This window comes from Sandarakinorhabdus sp. FBCC-B8862, assembly GCF_059745315.1.
Map to the genome: position 1 here is coordinate 1,112,738 of NZ_CM185574.1, position 20,448 is coordinate 1,133,185.

Below are 20,448 nucleotides of genomic sequence, written 5' to 3' on the forward strand. Positions count from 1 at the left end.
CCCATGCTGCCTGCCCCCACGCCTGATTCGTTGCAGGGCCCGCCCTGGCTGGCCGGGCTCAACCCGGCCCAGCGCGACGCGGTGACAACCACCGAGGGCCCGGTGCTGATCCTGGCTGGCGCCGGCACCGGCAAGACCAAGGCGCTCACTGCGCGGCTGGCGCATATATTGTTCAACCGGCTGGCCTGGCCGTCGCAGGTGCTGGCCGTCACCTTCACCAACAAGGCGGCGCGCGAGATGCGCCACCGCACGGAGCTGCTGCTGGGCGGCATGGCCGAAGGCTTGCCCTGGCTGGGCACCTTCCACGCCCTGTCAGCCAAAATGCTGCGCCGCCATGCCGGGCTTGTGGGCCTGAACCCGCAGTTCACCATCCTTGATACCGATGACCAGCTGCGCCTGCTGAAACAGGTGGTGACGGAGGCCGGGCTGGATGAAAAGCGCTGGCCGGCCAAGCAGCTGGCCAGCCTGATCGACCGCTGGAAAAACCGCGGCCTGTTGCCAGAACAGGTGCCGCCGGGTGAAAGCTTTGCCTTTGCCGATGGCGCCAAGGGCGGCGGCGCGGCGCTTTATGCCCGTTATCAGGAGCGGCTGGTGCAGCTGAACGCGGCGGATTTCGGCGATCTGCTGCTCCATATGCTGACCATCTTTGCCCGCCATCCCGATGTGCTGGCCGATTATCGCGAGCGCTTCCGCTATGTGATGGTGGACGAGTATCAGGACACCAACCAGGCCCAATATCAATGGCTGAAGGCGCTGGTGGGCGACCGCCGCAACATCGCCTGCGTGGGCGATGATGACCAGTCGATCTACAGCTGGCGCGGGGCGGAGGTGGCCAATATCCTGCGCTTTGAAGCGGATTTCCCCGGCGCCAAGCTGATCCGGCTGGAAGAGAATTACCGGTCCACCCCGCATATCCTCGCCGCGGCCAACCATCTGATTGCCCACAACAATGGCCGGCTGGGCAAATCCCTGTTCACCCAGCACAGCACCGGCGAGAAGGTGGCGGTGACCGGCGTGTGGGACGGGCCGGAGGAAGCCCGCACCGTGGGCGACGAGGCCGAACGGCTGGGCCGCGAAGGCGTGTCATTGAATGACATGGCGATCCTGGTGCGCGCCCAGTTCCAGACCAGGCTGTTTGAAGACCGGTTCATCGCCATCGGCCTGCCCTATCGCATCGTTGGCGGCTTCCGCTTTTATGAGCGGGCGGAAATCCGCGATGCGCTGGCCTATCTGCGGCTGGTGCAATCGCCCGATGATGCGCTGGCGTTTGAACGTATCGTCAACGTGCCCAAGCGCGGCCTGGGCGACAAGGCGATGGGCACGCTGCACGCCGCCGCGCGCCGGTTGAACCTGCCGCTGTCGCGCGCCGCCGCCCATGTGGCGGAAGGCGATGATCTCACCCCGGCGGCGCGGCGGGCGCTGCGCGGCTTCCTCACCGATGTGGCGCGCTGGCGTGATGCCGCCGACACGCTGAACCATGCCGAACTGGCCGAACTGGTGCTGGAAGAATCGGGCTATGTCGCCATGTGGCAGGCCGACAAGTCGACCGAAGCCGATGGCCGGCTTGATAACCTCAAGGAACTGGTGCGGGCGATGGGCGATTATCCCAGCCTGACCGCGTTCCTGGAGCATGTCTCGCTGGTGATGGACAATGAGGCGGCGGCCGATGGCGAGAAGATCACCATCATGACCCTGCACGCCGCCAAGGGGCTGGAATTTGATCATGTTTTCCTGCCCGGTTGGGAGGAAGGCGTGTTCCCCAGCCAGCGCGCGCTGGATGAAGGCGGGACGGCTGCGCTGGAGGAAGAGCGGCGGCTGGCCTATGTCGGCATCACCCGCGCCCGGGTGCGCGCCCATGTGCTGCACGCCGCCAACCGGCAGGTCTATGGCCAGTGGACGGCGGCATTGCCCAGCCGCTTTGTTGCCGAACTGGGCGAGGCGCATGTTGATGAACGCTCCACATTGTCGGGCGGGCCCAGCCTGTGGCGCGCGGCGCTGGCCGGCGGCGATCCCTTTGCCGACATGCAGCGCGGCACCGGGCGCGGGCCGGGCTGGGACCGGGCGCGATCGGGGCAGACGGGTTCAGGCTGGCAGGCCGCCAAGCAGGGTTTTGGCCGCGATTTCGGCCCGCGCAGCGCCGCCCCGCCGCGCGAGGCGCGGGTGAGCGCCATCAGCCTGGCGCCGATGCCCGGCTTCAAGCGGGGTTCCCGCGTGTTCCATGCCAAGTTCGGCGAGGGCACGGTGGTGCATGTGGACGGCAACAAGCTGGAGATTGATTTCCCCGCCGCCGGCCGCAAGCGCGTGCTCGACAGTTTTGTCAGCCTGAAAGAGGGATAGGCTCAGTCCGCGCGGGCGGTGAACATGCGCAGGATGGTGGCGATCAGGCCGCGCGTGGCAAAGAGCATGCCGATGGCGGCAAAGGCGCCGCTTTCAATCTCGTTCCAGCGCAGATAATCCATGGCAAAGAAGAAACCGCCGACAATGCCATAGGCGTTGAAGCCGCCGAACAGCGACATCAGCAGCGCCAGCGCCGCCACTAGCGGCCCAAAGCGATCTGACCACCCGACCCAGGCCGCCACCATGTGCGCCGCGCCCACGATCAGCAGGGCGAGGGCGAGCATGACGCCCGGAAGATGACGCAGGGTTGCCATGGCACAGGCATAACCCATTGTGCGGCGGCTGACAAAGCCGTGGCGATGCCATGGCCATGGTTGCCAGTGGCCCGGCCGCTTTCTATGGTCGGCCCATGCCCAGCATTCCGCCGCCCCTGCTGATCCGCGATTACCGGGCGTTCTGGGCGGCGCGATTTTTCGCGACCATCGCCGGCATGATGATGGTGATCGTCATCGGCTGGCAGGTCTATGACATCGCGCGCGCCACCCGCAGTGTGGACGATGCCGCCTTCCTGCTGGGCCTGATTGGCCTGGCGCAGTTTCTGCCGTTGTTTTGCCTGGCGCTGGTGGTGGGCGTGATTGCCGACCGGATGGACCGGCGCCACATCGCGCGGGCGGCGGTGGCGCTGGAGCTGGGCTGTGCCGGGGTGCTGGCCTGGGCCTCGTTTGGCGGGGTCGCCTCGATGGCGGCGCTGTTCACCGTGGCGGCGCTGCTGGGCGTGGGCCGGGCGTTTCAGGGGCCATCAATGGCCGCCCTGGCCCCCAATCTGGTGCCGCGTGAGCTGCTGCCCCAGGCCATCGCGCTGAACAGCATCAGCTGGCAATCGGGCGCGGTGCTCGGCCCGCCGCTGGGGGCGTTTCTTTATGCCGTGTCGCCATTGGCCGCCTATGGCGCGGCGACGATCGCCTTTGGCATCACCTTCTTGTGCCTGATGATCATCCGCCCGGTGCCGCGCCCGGCCCCGGCAACGATCAGCCCGTGGCGCAGCCTGGTCGAAGGCGTGGCCTATGTGCGGCACAACCGGGTGCTGCTGGGGGCGATCAGCCTGGATCTGTTTGCCGTGCTGCTGGGCGGGGCGACCGCCATGCTGCCGGTTTATGCCCGCGATGTGCTGCATGTCGGCGTCGAAGGATTGGGGCCGCTGCGGGCCGCGCCCTCGGCAGGCGCCGTGCTGGTGGCGGTGCTGCTGGCCAGCCGGCCGTTGAAGCGGCGGGTGGGGCCGGTGATGTTTGGCAGCGTGGCGGTGTTCGGGCTGGCCACCGTGGTGTTCGGCCTCTCCACCTCCTACCCGCTGTCCCTTGGCGCACTGTTCGTGCTGGGCGCGGCCGATGCGGTGAGCGTGTTCGTGCGCGGCAGCCTCATTCAGCTGCACACGGCGGACGACATGCGTGGCCGGGTGTCCAGCGTGTCGGGCCTGTTCATTTCGGCCAGCAACGAACTGGGCGAGATGGAATCCGGCATGGCGGCGCGCTATCTGGGGGCGGTGCCATCGGTGATCGTGGGCGGCATCGGCGCGGTGCTGGTGACCATCTTGTGGGCCTGGCGCTTCCCGCAATTGCGGCTGGCCGACCGGTTTGATGATCAGAAGCCGGGATAGACAGCCCCCAAGATTTTCCGCGATTGGCGCGATGCCAGCGCGGGCTTATGGTTGGCGCAGATTTGCCGGAAAGGAACGCCCATGAAGGCCAGCAACATCCTCGAGACCATTGGCGGCACGCCGCATGTGCGCATGGGCAAATTGTTCCCGGATGCCGAGGTGTGGATCAAATCGGAACGGTCGAACCCCGGCGGATCGATCAAGGACCGCATCGCGCTGGCCATGGTGGAAGCGGCCGAGGCGGATGGCACGCTGAAGCCCGGCGGCATCATCGTGGAGCCGACCAGTGGCAACACCGGCATTGGCCTGGCCATGGTGGCGGCGGTGAAAGGCTACAAGCTGATCCTCGTCATGCCCGAGAGCATGTCGATCGAGCGGCGGCGGCTGATGCTGGCCTATGGCGCGACCTTTGATCTGACGCCGCGCGAGAAGGGCATGAACGGCGCCATCGCCCGCGCCATGGAGATCGTGGCCACCACGCCCGGCGCCTGGATGCCGCAGCAGTTTGAAAACCCGGCCAATATCGCCGTGCACGAACGCACCACTGCGCTGGAAATCATCGCCGATTTCGCCGACAGCCCGCCGGATGCGCTGGTGACCGGCGTGGGCACCGGCGGCCATATCAGCGGCACCGCCCGCGTGCTGAAGCAGCATTGGCCGGCACTGAAGGTGTTTGCGGTGGAACCGGCGGCCAGCCCGGTCATTTCCGGCGGCTCCCCCTCCCCGCACCCGATCCAGGGCATTGGCGCCGGCTTCATCCCGAAGAATCTCGACATGAGCGTGCTCGACGGGGTGGTGCAGGTGGAGGCCGGCGATGCCAAGGCCTGGGCCCTGCGCGCCGCCAAGGAGGAGGGCATGCTGGTCGGCATCTCCTCGGGCGCGACGCTGGCGGGCATTGCGCTGAAGCTGAAGGAACTGCCCAAAGGGGCGCGGGTGATTGGCTTCAACTATGACACGGGTGAGCGTTACCTGTCGGTGCCGGAGTTTCTGCCGGGCGGCTAAGCCCGCGCCTTGTTTTCCTTGTCTTCGGCCAGGAAGGCCTTGAACGGGTTCAGCTTTTCAGCGGTCCCGTTGGCGGCGACGCGCCTGATCTGCTGATAATACCAGGCCTGGGCGGCAAAGCCGTTGATGGTGCGCACCAGCTTGAACGGCGATGCTGGCCCCAGCCAGCCGGGGCCGATGGCGAGCCGGTCTTCAAAGCGCGGCAGCTCTTCGATATGGCCGTCGATTAGCTCGGTGACGCAATCGGGTTCGGCGCACAGCGGCCGGCCGACGCCGACCAGCGCGATGCCGCTGGCGATGGCATCTTCCATGGCATTCAGGGTGCGGAAGCCGCCAGTGACCATCAGCGGCGGGGTTTTCGCCTGCATCAGCGCCTTGGCCAAAGCCACGAAATAGGCCTCGCGCTGGCGGGTGGAGCCTTGCTTCGGCTCCTCGCGCGGGGTGAGACCTTCCATGTCCATCATCGCCGGCTGTTCATAGGTGCCACCCGACAGTTCCAGACAATCGACGCCGAGATCGGCCAGCCAACCGGCGACCGTGATGCATTCGTCAAAGGCAAAGCCACCCTTCTGGAAATCGGCGCTGTTGAGCTTGACCGACAGGGTGAAATCGCTGCCGACCGCGGCGCGCACGGCCTTGACGGTTTCGGTGAGGAAGCGGGCGCGGTTTTCCAGCGTGCCGCCCCATTCATCCCGCCGCTGGTTGGCGAGCGGGGAGAGGAACTGGCTGATGAGATAGCCGTGGGCAGCGTGGACCTGCACGCCGGTGAAGCCGGCCTCGCGCGCGATGGCGGCGGCGTTGGCCCAGCGGGCGATGAGATCGGGGATTTCCAAACCGGTGAGCGGCACCGGCATGCCGAACTGGCCGCCCGGCAGCGCCAGCGGCACGGCGGACGGCGCGCGCGGGTGGGGGTTGACGCTTTTCTGGGTCTGGCGGCCGGCATGATTGATCTGCACCCAGGCCTGGGTGCCGCCGGATGTGGCCGCCGCCGCCCAGCGCGCCCAGGCGGCCTTGCCTTCGGACCCAAGCGGGCCATCGACAATCACATTGCCCGGCCGCTCCAGATGGCCGCGATCGATGATGACATTGCCGGTGATGAGCAGGCCGCAGCCGCGATCCGCCCAGCGGCGGTAAAGATTGTCGTGGGCCGGATTGGGCAGGCCATCCCTGAAGGCCAGCCCCTCCGTCATCGCTGCCTTGGCGATGCGGTTGCGGAACGACTGCCCGTTGGGCAGGGCGAACGGCGCGGCGACGGACATGATGCGGGACCCTCTGTTTGGCGCAGAGGGTGCCGTGGTGTGCCAAGATGCGCAAGAGATGATCCTCCCCCGCTGGGGGAGGTGCCCGAAGGGCGGAGGGGGCAGAGAGGACCGCGCTTGCCGGCCCCCTCCGTCGCCTTCGGCGCCACCGCCCCCAGAGGGGGAGGATGTTCAGGCCGCCTTTTTCGCCGCCAGCCCGTAGAAGCTTTCGCCCTTGGCCGCCATGTCGCGCAGATATTGCGGCGGGGCGAAGCGTTCGCCGTGGCGCTGGGCCAGGCGGTCCAGCGTGGCCACCACATTGGCGATGCCGATCGTGTCCATCGCGCTGAACGGCCCGCCGGTGAAGGGCGCGAAGCCCCAGCCGAAGATGGCGCCGAGATCACCATCCTGCGGTGTTTCCAGCACGCCTTCGCCCATGCAGCGCGCGCATTCGACGAGCTGGCGATAGAGCAGGCGTTCCTTCACCTCGGCGGCATCAGGCTGGGTATCGGCAAGACCGCCGGCCACCGTCTGCACCAGATCGGGCCAGAGATACTTCTTGGCCCCGCCTTCGGGATAGACATAGAAACCTTTGGCATTCTTGCGGCCGAAGCGGCCGATTTCGTTCATATTTTCGATGACGGTCTCGCCCGGGCCGCCCTTGTAGGCATCGCCCAGATCCTTCTTCGTCTGCTGCGCGACCTTGTAGCTGAGGTCGAGGCCAACCTCGTCGTTCACGGCGAGCGGGCCGACCGGCATGCCCATCTGCTTGCCGACATTTTCGATCAGCGCGGGCACGGTGCCTTCGCCCAGCAGCGCCAAGCCTTCCTGCACATAGGTGCCAAAGCAGCGTGAGGTGTAGAAGCCGCGGCTGTCGTTGACCACGATCGGCGTCTTGCGGATCTGCGCCACATAATCCAGCGCTTTGGCGATGGCGGCGGCGCCGGTCTTCTTGCCGACGATGATTTCCACCAGCGGCATTTTTTCCACCGGCGAGAAGAAGTGGATGCCGATGAAATTCTCGGGCTTGGACCAGGCTTCGGCCAGGCCGGTGATCGGCAGGGTGGAGGTGTTGGAGCCGAAAATCACATCCGGGCCGAGCACGGCCTCGGTGGCCTGGGTCACCTTGGCCTTGATCTCGCGGGTTTCGAACACCGCCTCGATCACCAGGTCGCAGCCGGCGAGATCGGCATAATCGGTGGTCGGCTTGATGCGGTCGAGAATGGCCTGCGCCTTGTCGGCCGGCGTCTTCTTCTTGGCCAGCCGGTCAGCGGTATATTGCTTGCCCTTTTCCGCGGCTTCCTGGGTGGTGTCGAGCAGCACCACCTCGATCCCGGCCTGGGCCGAGACCATGGCGATGCCAGCGCCCATCAGGCCGGCGCCGAGCATGGCGACCTTCTTCGTTGGCGCGGGCGGCACGTCTTTCGGGCGGCGCGCGCCCTTTTCGGCGGCCTGTTTGGAGACGAACAGGCTGCGGATCATGTTGCCGGCTTGCGGGTCGGCCACCACCTTGGCGAAATATTTGCTCTCGATACGGATGGCGAGGTCCATCGGCACCTGAACGCCTTCATAGACGGCCGACAGGATGGCGCGCGGGGCGTTCATATTGTCGCCGGCGTTCACATGGGTCATGGCGTTGCCGCCCACGAACATCTGCGCGAAATTGGGGTTCAAGGCGGTGGCGGGGCCGCCGGGCATCTTGAAATTCTTGGCATCCCACGGCTGCACGCCGCCATTGGGGTTGGCCTTCACCCAGGCCTTGGCGCGGGCGACGATCTCGGCCAGCGGCGCCACTTCCTGCGCGACGCCAAAGCCCAGCGCCTCCTGCGGGCTCATGTTCTTGCCCTGCAGCAGATACATCAGCGCCGCCTGCACGCCCATCAGGCGCGGCAGCCGCTGGGTGCCGCCGGCCCCCGGGAACAGGCCGACCATGATTTCCGGCAGGCCCAGCGTGATCTTGGGATTGTCGGCAATCACCCGGTAATGGCAGGCCAGCACGAATTCGAGGCCGCCGCCCAAGGCGAGTCCGTTGACCGCCGCGGCCACCGGCTTGCCGCAGGTTTCCAGATCGCGCAGCAGCCGGTTGAGGCCGAACACGGCATCGAACAGGGCGGCCATCTTCGACTTGCCCTCAGGCGGCTTGCCGCCACCCATCAGCGCGCCCATGCCCTTGAGGTCTGCGCCGGCCATGAAGCCGCTGGCCTTGCCGGAAGTGAGCACGGCGCCCTTCACGGCGTCGTCGGTCTTCAGCCGTTCAATCGCGGCGGCGAGATCGGCCTGCAGTTCCGGCGTGATGACGTTCATCGACTGGCCGGGCACGTCGATGGTGAGCAGGAGGATGCCGTCGGCATCGAGTTCGGTGTGGATTGCGGTGGTCATTGTTGGTTCCACTTCTGCTCCCCTCTTGGCTGCGGGAGGGGCTGGGGGTGGGAATTTTCTTCAATTGCAGGAACGGTCCGGGCGGGGAGACCCACCCCCGACCCCTCCCGCAAGCGGGAGGGGAGCTTCAGATCCGCTCGATGATCGTGCCCGTACCCATGCCGGCACCCACACACAGATTGACCAGCGCGGTGCCCTTGCCGGTGCGCTCCAGCTCGTCGAGCACGGTGCCCAGGATCATCGCGCCGGTGGCGCCCAGTGGGTGGCCCATGGCGATGGCGCCGCCGTTCACGTTGATCTTGTCGTGCGGGATGTTCAATGCCTGCATGAAGCGCAGCACGACACTCGCAAACGCCTCATTGAGTTCGAACAGGTCGATATCGTCCTTGGTCATGCCGGCGCGTTGCAGCACCTTGTTGGCGACAAATTCCGGGCCGGTGAGCATGATCATCGGCTCACTGCCGATGCTGGCCATGGCGCGGATGCGGGCGCGGGGCTTCAGGCCATATTTCTCGCCCATCTCCTTATTGCCGATCAGGATGGCGGCGGCGCCATCGACGATGCCGGACGAGTTGCCGCCGTGGTGGACATGCTCAATTTTTTCAATTTCAGGATAGCGCATCAGGGCAATGGCATCGAAGCCGGGCATCGCCTCGCCAATGGCCTGGAAGCTGGGGGCAAGGCCGCCCAGCGACTGCATGTCGGTGTTGGGGCGCATATGCTCGTCATGGGCGAGCACGACTTCCCCGATCACATCCTTCACCGGCATGATCGAGCGCTTGAACCGCCCTTCGCTCCACGCCTGGGCCGCGCGGCGCTGCGATTCCACCGCATAGGCATCCACATCATTGCGGCTGAAGCCATATTTGGTGGCAATGAGATCGGCGCCGATGCCCTGCGGCGCGAAATAGGTCTTGAAGGCGACCGACGGATCGGTGGCCCAGGCGGCGCCATCGCTGCCCATCGGCACGCGGGACATGCTCTCCACGCCGCCGCCGATGGCGAACATGGCTTCGCCGGTCATCACCTTGGCGGCGGCCATGTTGGTGGCCTCCAGACCGCTGGCGCAGAAGCGGTTGATCTGCACGCCGGCGGTTGTTTCGGCATAATCGGCGTTCAAGACGGCAATGCGGGCGATGTCGCTGCCCTGTTCGCCGACCGGGGAGACGCAGCCCAGCACCACATCGTCCACATCGGCGGTGTCAATGTTGTTGCGGTCGCGCACGGCCTGCAGCACCTGGGTGGCCAGTTGCACCGGCGTGATTTCGTGCAGCTTGCCATCCTTGCGGCCCTTCCCGCGTGGGGTGCGGACGGTGTCGTAGATATAGGCTTCGGTCATCTCTGGTCTCCTTGGCCTTCTGGTTCCCCTCCCGCTTGCGGGAGGGGTTAGGGGTGGGTTCTTCGAAATCTGGGGGTGTGCGGGACCATTCCCACCCCCGACCCCTCCCGCATGCGGGAGGGGAGCAGTCTGGTCAGAACATCGCTTCCGGCAGCGCCATCACCACGTCGGCCCCGGCTTCCAGTTGGGCGCGCAGGGACGCGGTTTCGGGCAGCACGCGCGCGGCGAAATAGCGGGCGGTGATCAGCTTGGCGGTGTGGAAATCCGGATCGGTCGTGCCGGCATCGAGCGCGGCCTGCGACGCCATCGCCATCTTCAGCCACATATGGCCCAGCGCAGCATGGCCCAGCATGCGCATGAAGGCGGTGGCGCCGGCCCCGGCATTGTCGGGGTTGGCCATGCCATTTTGCAACAACCACATGATGCCGGCCTGCACATCGGCCAGCGCCTTGCCCAGCGGCCCGGTGAGGAAGGCCAGCCGTTCTTCAGCAGCAGCAGCAGCGAGATCGCTGCCCACCAGCGCCAGCCAGGCCTGGGTGCCGCGGCCGCCCTTGGCACCCAGCTTGCGGCCAACCAGATCGAGCGCCTGGATGCCGTTGGTGCCTTCATAGATCATGGCGATGCGGGCATCGCGCACGAACTGTTCCATGCCCCATTCGGCGATATAGCCGTGGCCGCCCAGCACCTGCTGGCAGTTGGTGGCGACTTCATAGCCGCGATCAGTGCCATAGCCCTTGATGACCGGGGTCAAGAGGCTGATCAGGTCATCGGCCATTTCGCGCTCGGCGGCGTCGGGGGCCTTGCGCGACAGGTCGACCCGGATGGCACCCCACAGCACCAGCGCGCGCATGGCTTCGGTGAAGGCGCGCGCATCCATCAGCATGCGGCGCACATCGGGGTGGACGATGATGGGATCGGCCTTGCCCTCGGGGTTCTTCGGCCCCGTCAGGCTGCGGCCCTGCAGGCGGCCCTTGGCATATTCGACAGCGTTCTGATAGGCGGCATCGGCCTGGGCGAGGCCCTGGATGCCGACCCCCAGCCGCGCCGCGTTCATCATGATGAACATGGCGGCGAGGCCCTTCATCTCCTCCCCCAGCATATAGCCGGTGGCGCCATCATAGTTCATCACGCAGGTGGCGTTGCCATGGATGCCCATCTTGTGTTCGATGGAGCCGCAGGTGACGGCGTTGCGCGCGCCGAGGCTGCCATCGTCATTCACGATATACTTGGGCACGATGAACAGGCTGATGCCCTTCACACTGTCCGGCGCGCCCGGCGTCTTGGCCAGCACCAGGTGGATGATGTTTTCGGACAGGTCATGCTCGCCGGCCGAAATGAAGATCTTGGTGCCGGTGATGGCATAGCTGCCATCGGCGTTCGGCTCGGCGCGGGTGCGGATCAGGCCGAGATCGGTGCCGCAGTGCGGCTCGGTCAGGTTCATGGTGCCGGTCCAGCGGCCCTGCACCATGTTGGGCAGCCATTTCGCCTTCTGCTCCGGCGAACCCACCACCTCGATGGCGGCCTGCGCGCCTTCGGACAGGCCGGGATACATGCCGAACGCCATGTTGGAGGCGGCGATGAACTCCTGCATCACCGCGCCGATGGTGTAGGGCAGGCCCTGACCGCCATGATGTTCGGGCGCGATGAGGCCACCCCAGCCGCCATCGCAGAACGCCTTGTAGGCCGCCTTGAAGCCATCGGGGGCGGTCACGCTGCCATCGGGATGGCGGGTGCAACCCTGTTGATCACCGGGGAGATTGAGCGGCGCCAGCACTTCGGCGCAGAATTTGCCGCCTTCGTTGAGCACGGCCTCGACCAGATCAGGCGACACCGCTTCGAACCCCGGCACGTGGGACTGGTTGTAGAGGCCGGCCACGGCCTCCAGCACGAACAGCGTGTCTTTGACGGGGGCGCGATAGAGGGGCATGGCGGGCTCGATCTCAGGCTTTCAATGATTGTTCGACGATGTCGCAGAATTGTTGCAGTTCCTGGATGGTCGCATCGATGTCGGCGCGCTGTTCGGTGAGGAGCGCGATGCGGGCGCGGCATTTTTCCAGGGTGACGCGCTTTTGCGTCTGGCGGTGATCGCCGACGTCATAAAGATCGATCATCTCGCGGATTTCGGCGAGGGAGAAGCCGACATTCTTGGCCCGCAAAATCCACGCCAGCCGGGCGCGATCCCGGCGCGAATAGATGCGGTTCTGCCCCTGCCGTTCCGGCGCGATCAGGCCCTGATCCTCATAGAAGCGGATGGCGCGCGGCGTGATGTTGAACGCCAGTGCCAGTTCGGTGATCGAAAAATGGCTGGCATCGCCGGCGGCCGGCGGCGCGGGCGCGGTGGCAAAGGCATGCAACAGCGCCGCGGGCGACTCGTCGGTGGTGGCAGCCTCGGCCGGATTGCTCATGGCTGGATGGGGTAGTTGACGTTTACGTAAAGGTCAAGCTGGGGATGGCGCGGTTGGCCATCCATAGCGTTGTTCGATATAGTTAGCCCAACCGGATAGCCCGTGATCCGCAGCCGGGAATGCGGCCAGCAGATCTTCGATGGCGCGGCTTTCAAACCGATCGGGCTGCTGCAATACGGACTGCCAAGCCGTGCAAGCGGTGTCGCCATAGGCACGCATCCGTTCGGCCGTCACGCGCTGGAACGCGACGTTTGCGCGTGGGGCAAGATGCAGAATAGAAACCCGCTCTGCCCCATGGGCTTCACGCGCCGCATTTTTCTCATGCTGGAACGCCAGCATCTGTTGACGAGCAAATTGGTAGAATGGTTCCCAAAACAGCGCGTCCAGCGTCAAACCGGTCTCGGCCCGCACTGGCCCGGCCGGCCACAACAGCTTTTCGGCATAGCGGGCCAGACGCACATCATTTGACCAGGCTGCGCTGCCGTCATCCCGGGTTCGCAGCCGGTTTGGCAACGGACTCCCATAGCTTTCGGTATATTTCCACTCGATAAGCAGCATCTCGCGCCGGCCATCGATTTCCGCCAGAACCATGGCGTCCATGCTGGTGGAATTTGCACCACGCTGCGGCGATTGACCGTCTGCGACCTCGCCAAGATAATTGCCTTCACCGGCCCATTCAAACGCCACATAACTTTGGTCGTTGGCGATTTTCTCGCCAGGGATCGGCAATGGCACGATCTTGCGCCCAGGGAACAGTGGTGCCAACAAGGCGACAAGGGCATTGGGCCGCGTTGCAAATGGCATCAGCACGTTCAGGCAACTGGCCTGAGAGCTCAACATATGAGCCAGCATCGTGTGCGGCACGATCTTCAATTCGGTGAAATAATCCACCGTCTGACGCCGGATATCTATAAACAAATTATGAATATAATCTGAAAATATAAAATCATACTCTCTGCCTCGAACCTTGCCTGGGGCGAGATCATCACCAGGAAACAGCCCGGAATTGGCCCGCAAGACTAATTGGCGATCACGTTCAGTGCGGTAATAACGAGAGCTTGCCATTATTGACAACTGACACGATCAGAAGTCGGCCGCAAGCCCGACCAAAGCCCGATTTGTGTAACGGAACACGCCCGCTGCACTTTCTTCCGCGAGCGCCAGTATCGCCCCCGCCACCGCCTCGGCCGGCAGGCTGCCCATGTCCCGCGGCAGGGCGAGGTCCATCATAGGGGCGACCCATTGCAGGAAGCGCTCCACCGGGCGGCGTTCGGCGCGGGGGCCGATGAGGAGGCCGGGCTGCAATATGTCGAGGCGGCTGAAGGCCATGGCTGTGAGGGCGGCCTCCACCTCGCCCTTGGTGCGCGGGTAGAGCAGGCTTGACCTGGGGTTGGCGCCGACGCTGCTGACCAGGATGAAGTGGATGACGCCGGCGGCCTTGGCGGCGCGGGCGAAGGCCAGCACGGCGTCATGATCCACGGCGCGAAAGGCGGCGTCGCTGCCGGCCTTGGCGCGGGTGGTGCCGAGCGCGCAGACCGCGACCTGGGCCGGGGGTAATGGCGGAAGATCGTCAAAATCGGCGACCACGCCGGGCCGGCCGGGGATGGGGCGGCGGGAAACGGGAATGGCCTCCGGACAGCGCGCCAGCACCAGGCCGCCGACCAGCCCGGTCGCGCCTGCCAGCAGCATCACAGCATCACCAGCCGGCCGCCATCGAGGCGGCGGTAGAAGCAGTTCACCCGGCCGGTGTGGCAGGCGGGGCCGGCCGGTTCGACCAGCAGCAGCAGGCAATCCTGGTCACAATCGACGCGGATTTCGACTATGCGCTGGATGGCGCCGCTGGTCGCCCCCTTGTGCCACAGCTCGCGGCGGCTGCGGCTCCAGTAATGCGCCTCGCCCGTGGCGAGGGTGGCGGCCAGCGCATCAGGGTTCATGTGGGCGACCATCAGCACGGCGCCGGATTGGGCGTCCACGGCGACGGCCGTCAACAGGCCATCGGCGCCCCAGCGGGGTTGGAATTCCAGGCTTTCGTCGAGTGCATGGCTCATGTGACACTTTCATCACAACACGGGGGGCGACAAAGGCCCGGCTCCGACCTATATGGCGCGGCATCTGCCGAAAGACAAAGGCCGCCCACATGGACCAGATGCTCACCACCGACCCGTGGGAACAGGATCATCTCCACGAGGAATGCGGCGTGTTCGGCGTTTATGGCGCAGAAGGCGCCGCGGCGCTGGTGGCGCTGGGCCTGCACGCGCTGCAGCACCGCGGCCAAGAAGCCGCCGGCATCACCAGTTTTGATGGCAAGGATTTCCACACCCATCGCGCCATGGGGCACGTGGCGGGCAATTTCGACAATGATGCGGTGATCAACAAGCTGAAGGGCGAGATCGCCATCGGCCACAACCGCTATTCCACCACCGGCGAAACCGCACTGAGGAACGTGCAGCCGCTGTTTGCCGAACTGGCCTCGGGCGGCTTTTCGGTGGCGCACAACGGCAATATTTCCAACGCGATGACCCTGCGGCGCGAACTCGTCCGGCGTGGCGCGATCTTTCAATCGACGAGCGATACCGAGGTGATCATCCACCTGGTCGCCACTTCATCGTACCGCACCCTGCTCGACCGTTTCATCGATGCGCTGAAGCGGGTGGAGGGGGCCTACAGCCTGATCTGCCTCACCGCCGAAGGCATGCTGGCCTGCCGCGATCCGCTGGGCATCAGGCCGCTGGTGCTGGGCCGGTTGGGCGATAGCTATATCCTCGCCTCCGAAACCGTGGCGCTCGACATGGTGGGCGCGACCTTCCTGCGTTCGGTCGAGCCGGGCGAGCTGATCATCATCACCGGGCGCGGCCTGCGCTCGATCCGGCCGTTTGCGCCGCAGCGCGCCCGACCGTGCATTTTTGAGCATGTCTATTTCAGCCGGCCCGATTCGATGATGGACGGCAGCAGCGTCTATGAGGTGCGCAAGCGCATCGGTGCCGAGCTCGCCCGCGAGAACCCTGTGGAGGCCGACATGGTGGTGCCGGTGCCGGACAGCGGCGTGCCCGGTGCCATCGGCTATGCCCAGGAGAGCGGCATTCCCTTCGAACTGGGCATCATCCGAAGCCATTATATCGGCCGCACCTTCATTCAGCCGGGGGACCAGATCCGCAACCTGGGCGTGAAGCTGAAGCACAATGCCAACCGCGCGCTGATCGCCGGCAAGCGCATCGTGCTGATTGATGATTCGATCGTGCGCGGCACCACCAGCGTGAAGATCGTGCAGATGCTGCGCGAGGCCGGGGCGGAGGAAGTGCACATGCGCATCGCCAGCCCGCCGACGCGGCACAGCTGCTTCTATGGTGTTGACACGCCGGAACGCGCCAAGCTGCTGGCCGCGCAGATGGATGTCGAGCGCATGCGCGATTTCATCAAGGTGGACAGCCTGGCGTTCCTGTCGATCGACGGCCTGTATCGCGCCGTCGGCGAACCGGTGCGCGACGAGCATGCCCCGCAATATTGCGACGCCTGTTTCACCGGCGATTACCCGACCCGCCTGACCGATCAGGAAGAGGTGGAGGTGCCGGACCAGCTGAGCCTGCTGGCGGAAAGGGTGATCTAAGGTCCTCCCCAAACATGTTTGGGGAGGTGGCGCCATTCCTCCCCAGCCGAAGGATGGGGAGGCGCCGAGCGCAGCGAAGCGGAGTGGCTGCGACGGAGGGGCTCTGGCGCCACACACCCCTCCACCGCCGTTCCGGCGGTCCCCCTCCCCAAACAAGTTTGGGGAGGATCATGCTTGCCCCCCTGCCCCGCCCAGCCTAAGGCCCGCCAATGACCGACACGACCGACAAGAAGATCGCCCTCGTCACCGGGGCCAGCCGCGGCATTGGCGCGGCCACCGCCGAATTGTTGGCCGCCGAAGGCTGGCATGTCATCCTTACCGCCCGCAGTGAAGGTGCGCTGGGCCAGGTGGATGACAGGATCCATGCCGCCGGCGGCAGCGCCACCATTGCGCCCTTTGACCTCAATGACCTTGATGCCATCGACCGGCTGGGCAATGCCGTCGGTGCGCGCTGGGGCCGGCTCGACGCGCTGATCCTGAATGCGGCGCAGCTCGGCACACTGGCCCCTGTGCCGCATCTTGACCGCAAGGAGTGGGACAAGCTGATCGCCATCAACCTGACGGCAAACTGGCGGTTGCTGGCGGCATTTGATCCCTGGCTGCGCCAGTCGGCGGCCGGCGATGTGGTGGCGGTGACCTCCTCGGTCGGGTCCAAGCCGCGCGCCTATTGGGGTGGCTATGCCGCGACCAAGGCAGCGCTGGAAAATCTCGTCGCCACCTATGGTGCCGAGGTTGCCAACATCAGTCAGATCCGCACCCACATCATCGATCCCGGCGCCACCCGCACCACCATGCGCGCCCGCGCCTATCCAGGCGAAGACCCGGCCAAGGTGAAGCCGCCGGAGGATGCGGCGCGGATGATCTTGGACGCCCTCAAGCGGTAAATGACCCTCCCCTTCCCGGGGAGGAGCTTCAACCCCGGACGCGGCGGAGCTTTTCCAGCTTCTTCAGCAGCATGTCGCGCTTCAGCTTGCTGAGGTGATCGATGAACAGCACGCCGTTCAGATGGTCCATTTCGTGCTGCAGGCACGTGGCGAGCAGGCCGTCCAGCTCTTCATCATGGGCGGCGCCCTGTTCGTCCAGCCATGTCACCCGGATGCGCGCCGGGCGCTGCACATCGGCGTACATCTCGGGCACCGACAGGCAGCCTTCGGAATAAACCGACAGTTCGGGCGATTCCCAGGTGATCTCGGGGTTGATGAACACCCGCGGTTCGCGCACGCGCTTGATGTCTTCGGGGCGGGCATCGTCGGGCGTGCCATCTTCTTCGGGCTGCAAATCGATCACCAGGATGCGTTCGGCGACGCCGACCTGGATGGCGGCAAGGCCGATGCCCGGCGCGTCATACATCGTCTCGAACATGTCGGCGATCAGGGTGCGATGCGCGTCGGTGACGGTCTCGACCGGCTTGCTGATCTGCTTCAGGCGCGGATCGGGCGTTTCGATGATGGGGAGGATGGCCATGCGGGGCAGTTATGGTGGGCGGGGGCGGGCGTCAAGGGTTGGGGGTGCGGCGCGGTTGGGCGCGGCCGGCGAGTCCGCTGGGGAGTGAAGGACGGGAGAAGGAAGGGGGCGTGGCGGAGCCACGCCGTCAGACGACACAAAGAAAGGGCGGCCTGTTGGGGCCGCCCTTTTTTGGTCGCTGGCCGATCTTGCCGGAGTCGGAAAATAGCTGCGCTATTTTCGCGCCCGGCTGCGATCAGAACTTCGTCCGCAGCGTCACACCGTAGGTCCGCGGTTCCGCCGGGAAGGTGATGAAGATCTGGTTGGCCGTGGCCGACAGACCTTGCGACACCGCGCGGAAGGTGCCGCTGCCCTGCAGCGGGGCGTCGGCGGCGACCTGCTGGTAGAGCGTGTTGAAGATGTTCTGGCCCCAGAATTCGATGCCCCACAGCTTGTCCTTGCCATAGAGGCCGATGCGGGCGTTGACGACGGTGAACGGCGCCTGGATCTTTTCGAAATCAAGATCGGACCCGGTGTTGATCGCCGACTGGTGACGGAAATCGATATAGGCAAGGCCGCTCATGTCGGCGCCGATCGGCGGGGTCCAGCTGGCCGAACCGGTCATCACATATTGCTGGCTGTTCGACAGATTGCGACCCGGCAGCTGGAACAGGGTGGGCGCCAGCGACACGCCGTTCAGGCCGGCCAGCTGGCTGGCATAGCGGGTGTCGGCATAGGTGAAGCCGCCGGTGAAGCTGAGATACTTGACCGGGAAGACCGCGGCTTCGATTTCGATGCCGTGGCTGTTCAGGCCCGGCCGGCGCTTGCCGGTGCAGGCCGAATTGCCGGCGATCAGATCGCGGTCACGGCCGCCCAGATCGTCGGCGCAGCCTTCGATGTTGGTGACTTCGAAGTTGACGCCGTTGAAGGTGTTGAGCTGGAAGTCGTTGAACTTCTGATAGAAGGCCGCGACGTTCAGCTTGAACCGCTTCAGATCGAGCTTGGCGCCCAGTTCATAGGCGGTAACAGTTTCCTGCGCGAACTGCAGGTTGAGCGGCGACGGCGCGGTGGCGTTGAGCGCCGAGCTGTCGAGGTTGAAGCCGCCCGCCTTGTAGCCGCGCGACCAGCTGGCATAGCCCAGGAAATCGGGCGTGAATTTGTAGGACAAGACGGCGGTGCCGGTGAATTCATCTTCCTTGCGCACCGTGCCCGGGCTGCCGGCGGCAAAGCCGGGGCCGGTGGTGTTGTTGATCACGCAGGCCACCGAGGTGATGGTGGGCCGCAGGGCCGCCAGCGCGCCAAACACGTTGCCGGCGTTGCGCATCGCACCGCAGAAATTGTTGTTCGAGAGGAACTTGGCATCAAGTTCCTTGCGTTCGTTGGTGTAGCGCAGACCAACGGTGAGCAGCAGCTTGTCGGGCACCAGGCTGATCACATTGTGGGTGAAGAAGGCATAGTTGGTGCTGGTCTGGCGGAAATAGCCGCCCTGCACGATGCCGGTGCCGTTGAGCAGGCTCTGCCCGGTGGGCGGGGTATAGCCCGCCAGCGTGGCGAACAGGCCGAGCGTGTTGGCGTTGCCGGTCACGCCGGCGAACTGGCCGTTGTAATAACGCTCGAAATCGGCACCATATTTCAGATCATCGTCGGTGCGCAGGGTTTCATGCGCATAATAGGCACCGAACAGATAATCGACCCGGTCGTTGAAGGCGGTGCCGTTGTAGCGCAGTTCCTGGCTGAAGGTCTGGAACTTGCGGTTCTGGTCGCTGCGCTGCAGCAGGTCGAGCTTGTTGAAATCGGCGTCCTGCGCGGCCTTGTTCTTGAACTCGCGATAGCCGGTGATGGAGGTCAGCTGGCCGCCGCCCACTTCCCAATTGACTTCGGCCGACAGACCCCAGTCCCGCGTGCGCTGGTTGTAGGAGGCGCCCGGCGTGATCGAGGTTTGATAGACATATTTGGCGCCATCGGGCGAGAGATTGTAGATGCCGCCGAGGCTGCGGACCAGGGCCGCGATGCTGTTGGGCGACTGGACGACATTGCCGCTGGCATCCCGCGACAGATTCTGCAGCGGCGAAATGATCGCAGCGCCGCAGCATTCCTCGTCCTTCTGGTTGTAATCGCCGATCAGGCGGATCGACAGATCATCGCTGGGCTTCAGCAGCAGCTGGCCGCGCACCAGGAAACGGTCACGGTTGTTGAGCTTGCGGCCCGAAACCGTGTCGGTCAGGAAGCCGTCACGCTTGTTGTAGAGGCCGTCAAAGCGGAAGGCGACCTTGTCACCGGCGATCGGCCCGGTGACGCTGCCCACCACGCGCCAGGCGTTGAAATTGCCATAGCTGAGTTCGCCGCTGCCGCCGAATTCGAACTTCGGCTTGGCGGTGGTGATGCTGAGCAGACCGGCCGAGGCGTTGCGGCCGAACAGCGTGCCCTGCGGGCCGCGCAGCACTTCAATGCCTTCCAGCGGGCCGAGATCGGTAAGGCCCACGCCGGTGCGGCTGCGATAGACCCCGTCGATGAAGACCGCGACCGAGCTTTCGAGGCCGGGGTTTTCCCCGACCGTGCCCACGCCGCGGATGCGGGCGGCGCCGTTGGATTCGTTGGTGGCCGAGGAGACCAGCAGCGACGGAGCGAGCTGGTTCAGCTGGCGGATATCGGTGCCGCCGCTTTTTTCCAGCGCTTCGGCAGACACGGCGCTGACCGCGATCGGCACATCCGAAAGGAACTGGCTGCGGCGGGTGGCGGTGACGACGATTTCCGGGGCGCCGTCGCTTTCGTCCTGCGCGGTCTCGGCGGGCGGGGCGGGCTGCTGCGCCTGCACGGCAGTGGGCAACAACAACATGGCGGTGGTGGCAAGCAGCAGATGGCGCATCGAAAACTCCCCTGTTTGAATGTCTGTGGCGGGTCGTTCCCCGCTCTGGTTCGGATGAAGGGCTAACCCACGTTGCAGCTTTGTGAAAGTGGGGCAGTTGTGTGCACATGCAATCACTTGGCTGTGTTGCAAGCCTGTCACACTATCGTTTGGAGGTTGCGTCGCGGCCGGGGGCGGGGCA

At 65.4% G+C, this 20,448-nt stretch carries 16 protein-coding genes; 5 read left to right on the forward strand and 11 right to left on the reverse strand.

What is annotated here, in order from left to right; genetic code table 11:
* Positions 1–3 precede the first annotated feature (3 nt).
* A complete protein-coding gene (locus tag AC6BOR_RS05405; protein WP_498060171.1) occupies positions 4–2,337 on the forward strand; it encodes an ATP-dependent helicase in 2,334 nt (777 codons plus the stop codon).
* A 2-nt stretch (positions 2,338–2,339) separates the two neighbouring features.
* On the opposite strand, the gene AC6BOR_RS05410 is transcribed toward AC6BOR_RS05405, so the two are convergent.
* Positions 2,340–2,651 (reverse strand): hypothetical protein, encoded by a 312-nt coding sequence (locus AC6BOR_RS05410; RefSeq protein ID WP_498060172.1) that lies wholly within the window; start codon positions 2,649–2,651, stop codon positions 2,340–2,342.
* A 95-nt stretch (positions 2,652–2,746) separates the two neighbouring features.
* Here AC6BOR_RS05410 and AC6BOR_RS05415 point away from each other — a divergent pair, with 95 nt between their 5' ends.
* Both AC6BOR_RS05415 and cysK read left to right on the forward strand, forming a co-directional pair.
* Complete coding sequence (locus AC6BOR_RS05415; RefSeq protein WP_498060173.1) at positions 2,747–3,991, forward strand: MFS transporter; 1,245 nt, start codon at positions 2,747–2,749, stop codon at positions 3,989–3,991.
* An 81-nt stretch (positions 3,992–4,072) separates the two neighbouring features.
* On the forward strand, positions 4,073–4,993 hold the full coding sequence (gene cysK, locus AC6BOR_RS05420; protein ID WP_498060174.1) for a cysteine synthase A: 921 nt from the start codon (positions 4,073–4,075) through the stop codon (positions 4,991–4,993).
* Here the strand turns inward: cysK and AC6BOR_RS05425 are convergent.
* The 8 genes from AC6BOR_RS05425 to hisI all read right to left on the reverse strand — a co-directional run bounded on the left by AC6BOR_RS05425 (position 4,990) and on the right by hisI (position 14,402).
* Entirely contained in the window at positions 4,990–6,252 is a 1,263-nt protein-coding gene (locus AC6BOR_RS05425) for an oxidoreductase (RefSeq protein WP_498060175.1), read from the reverse strand. The two genes, cysK and AC6BOR_RS05425, sit on opposite strands and share 4 nt — an antisense overlap.
* Positions 6,253–6,423: 171 nt before the next feature.
* Complete coding sequence (locus AC6BOR_RS05430; protein WP_498060176.1) at positions 6,424–8,610, reverse strand: 3-hydroxyacyl-CoA dehydrogenase NAD-binding domain-containing protein; 2,187 nt, start codon at positions 8,608–8,610, stop codon at positions 6,424–6,426.
* A 127-nt stretch (positions 8,611–8,737) separates the two neighbouring features.
* Positions 8,738–9,949, reverse strand: coding sequence for an acetyl-CoA C-acetyltransferase (locus tag AC6BOR_RS05435; protein WP_498060177.1), 1,212 nt, complete (start codon positions 9,947–9,949; stop codon positions 8,738–8,740).
* 133 nt (positions 9,950–10,082) lie between these two features.
* On the reverse strand, positions 10,083–11,876 hold the full coding sequence (locus AC6BOR_RS05440; protein ID WP_498060178.1) for an acyl-CoA dehydrogenase C-terminal domain-containing protein: 1,794 nt from the start codon (positions 11,874–11,876) through the stop codon (positions 10,083–10,085).
* A gap of 13 nt (positions 11,877–11,889) precedes the next feature.
* Positions 11,890–12,354, reverse strand: a complete 465-nt coding sequence (locus AC6BOR_RS05445) for a MerR family transcriptional regulator (protein ID WP_498060179.1) — start codon at positions 12,352–12,354, stop codon at positions 11,890–11,892.
* A 33-nt stretch (positions 12,355–12,387) separates the two neighbouring features.
* Positions 12,388–13,419, reverse strand: a complete 1,032-nt coding sequence (locus tag AC6BOR_RS05450; protein ID WP_498060180.1) for a PGN_0703 family putative restriction endonuclease — start codon at positions 13,417–13,419, stop codon at positions 12,388–12,390.
* An 18-nt stretch (positions 13,420–13,437) separates the two neighbouring features.
* Positions 13,438–14,043 carry a Rossmann-fold NAD(P)-binding domain-containing protein gene (locus AC6BOR_RS05455; protein WP_498060181.1) on the reverse strand — a complete coding sequence of 202 codons (606 nt, stop codon included), beginning with the start codon at positions 14,041–14,043 and terminating at the stop codon, positions 13,438–13,440.
* Positions 14,043–14,402 (reverse strand): phosphoribosyl-AMP cyclohydrolase, encoded by a 360-nt coding sequence (hisI, locus tag AC6BOR_RS05460; RefSeq protein ID WP_498060182.1) that lies wholly within the window; start codon positions 14,400–14,402, stop codon positions 14,043–14,045. Before hisI ends, AC6BOR_RS05455 begins: the two co-directional genes overlap by 1 nt.
* 98 nt (positions 14,403–14,500) lie before the next feature.
* On the opposite strand from hisI, the gene purF reads away from it, so the two are divergent.
* Positions 14,501–15,958, forward strand: coding sequence for an amidophosphoribosyltransferase (purF, locus tag AC6BOR_RS05465; protein ID WP_498060613.1), 1,458 nt, complete (start codon positions 14,501–14,503; stop codon positions 15,956–15,958).
* A 209-nt stretch (positions 15,959–16,167) separates the two neighbouring features.
* Complete coding sequence (locus AC6BOR_RS05470; protein ID WP_498060183.1) at positions 16,168–16,842, forward strand: SDR family NAD(P)-dependent oxidoreductase; 675 nt, start codon at positions 16,168–16,170, stop codon at positions 16,840–16,842.
* 28 nt (positions 16,843–16,870) lie between these two features.
* Here AC6BOR_RS05470 and def read toward each other — a convergent pair whose 3' ends face one another.
* Together def and AC6BOR_RS05480 are read right to left on the reverse strand one after the other, a co-directional pair.
* On the reverse strand, positions 16,871–17,422 hold the full coding sequence (gene def, locus AC6BOR_RS05475) for a peptide deformylase (RefSeq protein WP_498060184.1): 552 nt from the start codon (positions 17,420–17,422) through the stop codon (positions 16,871–16,873).
* Positions 17,423–17,657: 235 nt separating this feature from the next.
* Positions 17,658–20,267, reverse strand: a complete 2,610-nt coding sequence (locus AC6BOR_RS05480; RefSeq protein WP_498060185.1) for a TonB-dependent receptor — start codon at positions 20,265–20,267, stop codon at positions 17,658–17,660.
* Between the last annotated feature and the right edge of the window lie 181 nt (positions 20,268–20,448).

Bases quoted from the DNA above. Each gene is read 5' to 3' on its own strand.
- AC6BOR_RS05405 (WP_498060171.1), top strand. From the start codon at position 4: ATGCTGCCTGCCCCCACGCCTGATTCGTTGCAGGGCCCGCCCTGGCTG.
- AC6BOR_RS05410 (WP_498060172.1), bottom strand. From the start codon at position 2,651: ATGGCAACCCTGCGTCATCTTCCGGGCGTCATGCTCGCCCTCGCCCTG.
- AC6BOR_RS05415 (WP_498060173.1), top strand. From the start codon at position 2,747: ATGCCCAGCATTCCGCCGCCCCTGCTGATCCGCGATTACCGGGCGTTC.
- cysK (WP_498060174.1), top strand. From the start codon at position 4,073: ATGAAGGCCAGCAACATCCTCGAGACCATTGGCGGCACGCCGCATGTG.
- AC6BOR_RS05425 (WP_498060175.1), bottom strand. From the start codon at position 6,252: ATGTCCGTCGCCGCGCCGTTCGCCCTGCCCAACGGGCAGTCGTTCCGC.
- AC6BOR_RS05430 (WP_498060176.1), bottom strand. From the start codon at position 8,610: ATGACCACCGCAATCCACACCGAACTCGATGCCGACGGCATCCTCCTG.
- AC6BOR_RS05435 (WP_498060177.1), bottom strand. From the start codon at position 9,949: ATGACCGAAGCCTATATCTACGACACCGTCCGCACCCCACGCGGGAAG.
- AC6BOR_RS05440 (WP_498060178.1), bottom strand. From the start codon at position 11,876: ATGCCCCTCTATCGCGCCCCCGTCAAAGACACGCTGTTCGTGCTGGAG.
- AC6BOR_RS05445 (WP_498060179.1), bottom strand. From the start codon at position 12,354: ATGAGCAATCCGGCCGAGGCTGCCACCACCGACGAGTCGCCCGCGGCG.
- AC6BOR_RS05450 (WP_498060180.1), bottom strand. From the start codon at position 13,419: ATGGCAAGCTCTCGTTATTACCGCACTGAACGTGATCGCCAATTAGTC.
- AC6BOR_RS05455 (WP_498060181.1), bottom strand. From the start codon at position 14,043: ATGCTGCTGGCAGGCGCGACCGGGCTGGTCGGCGGCCTGGTGCTGGCG.
- hisI (WP_498060182.1), bottom strand. From the start codon at position 14,402: ATGAGCCATGCACTCGACGAAAGCCTGGAATTCCAACCCCGCTGGGGC.
- purF (WP_498060613.1), top strand. From the start codon at position 14,501: ATGCTCACCACCGACCCGTGGGAACAGGATCATCTCCACGAGGAATGC.
- AC6BOR_RS05470 (WP_498060183.1), top strand. From the start codon at position 16,168: ATGACCGACACGACCGACAAGAAGATCGCCCTCGTCACCGGGGCCAGC.
- def (WP_498060184.1), bottom strand. From the start codon at position 17,422: ATGGCCATCCTCCCCATCATCGAAACGCCCGATCCGCGCCTGAAGCAG.
- AC6BOR_RS05480 (WP_498060185.1), bottom strand. From the start codon at position 20,267: ATGCGCCATCTGCTGCTTGCCACCACCGCCATGTTGTTGTTGCCCACT.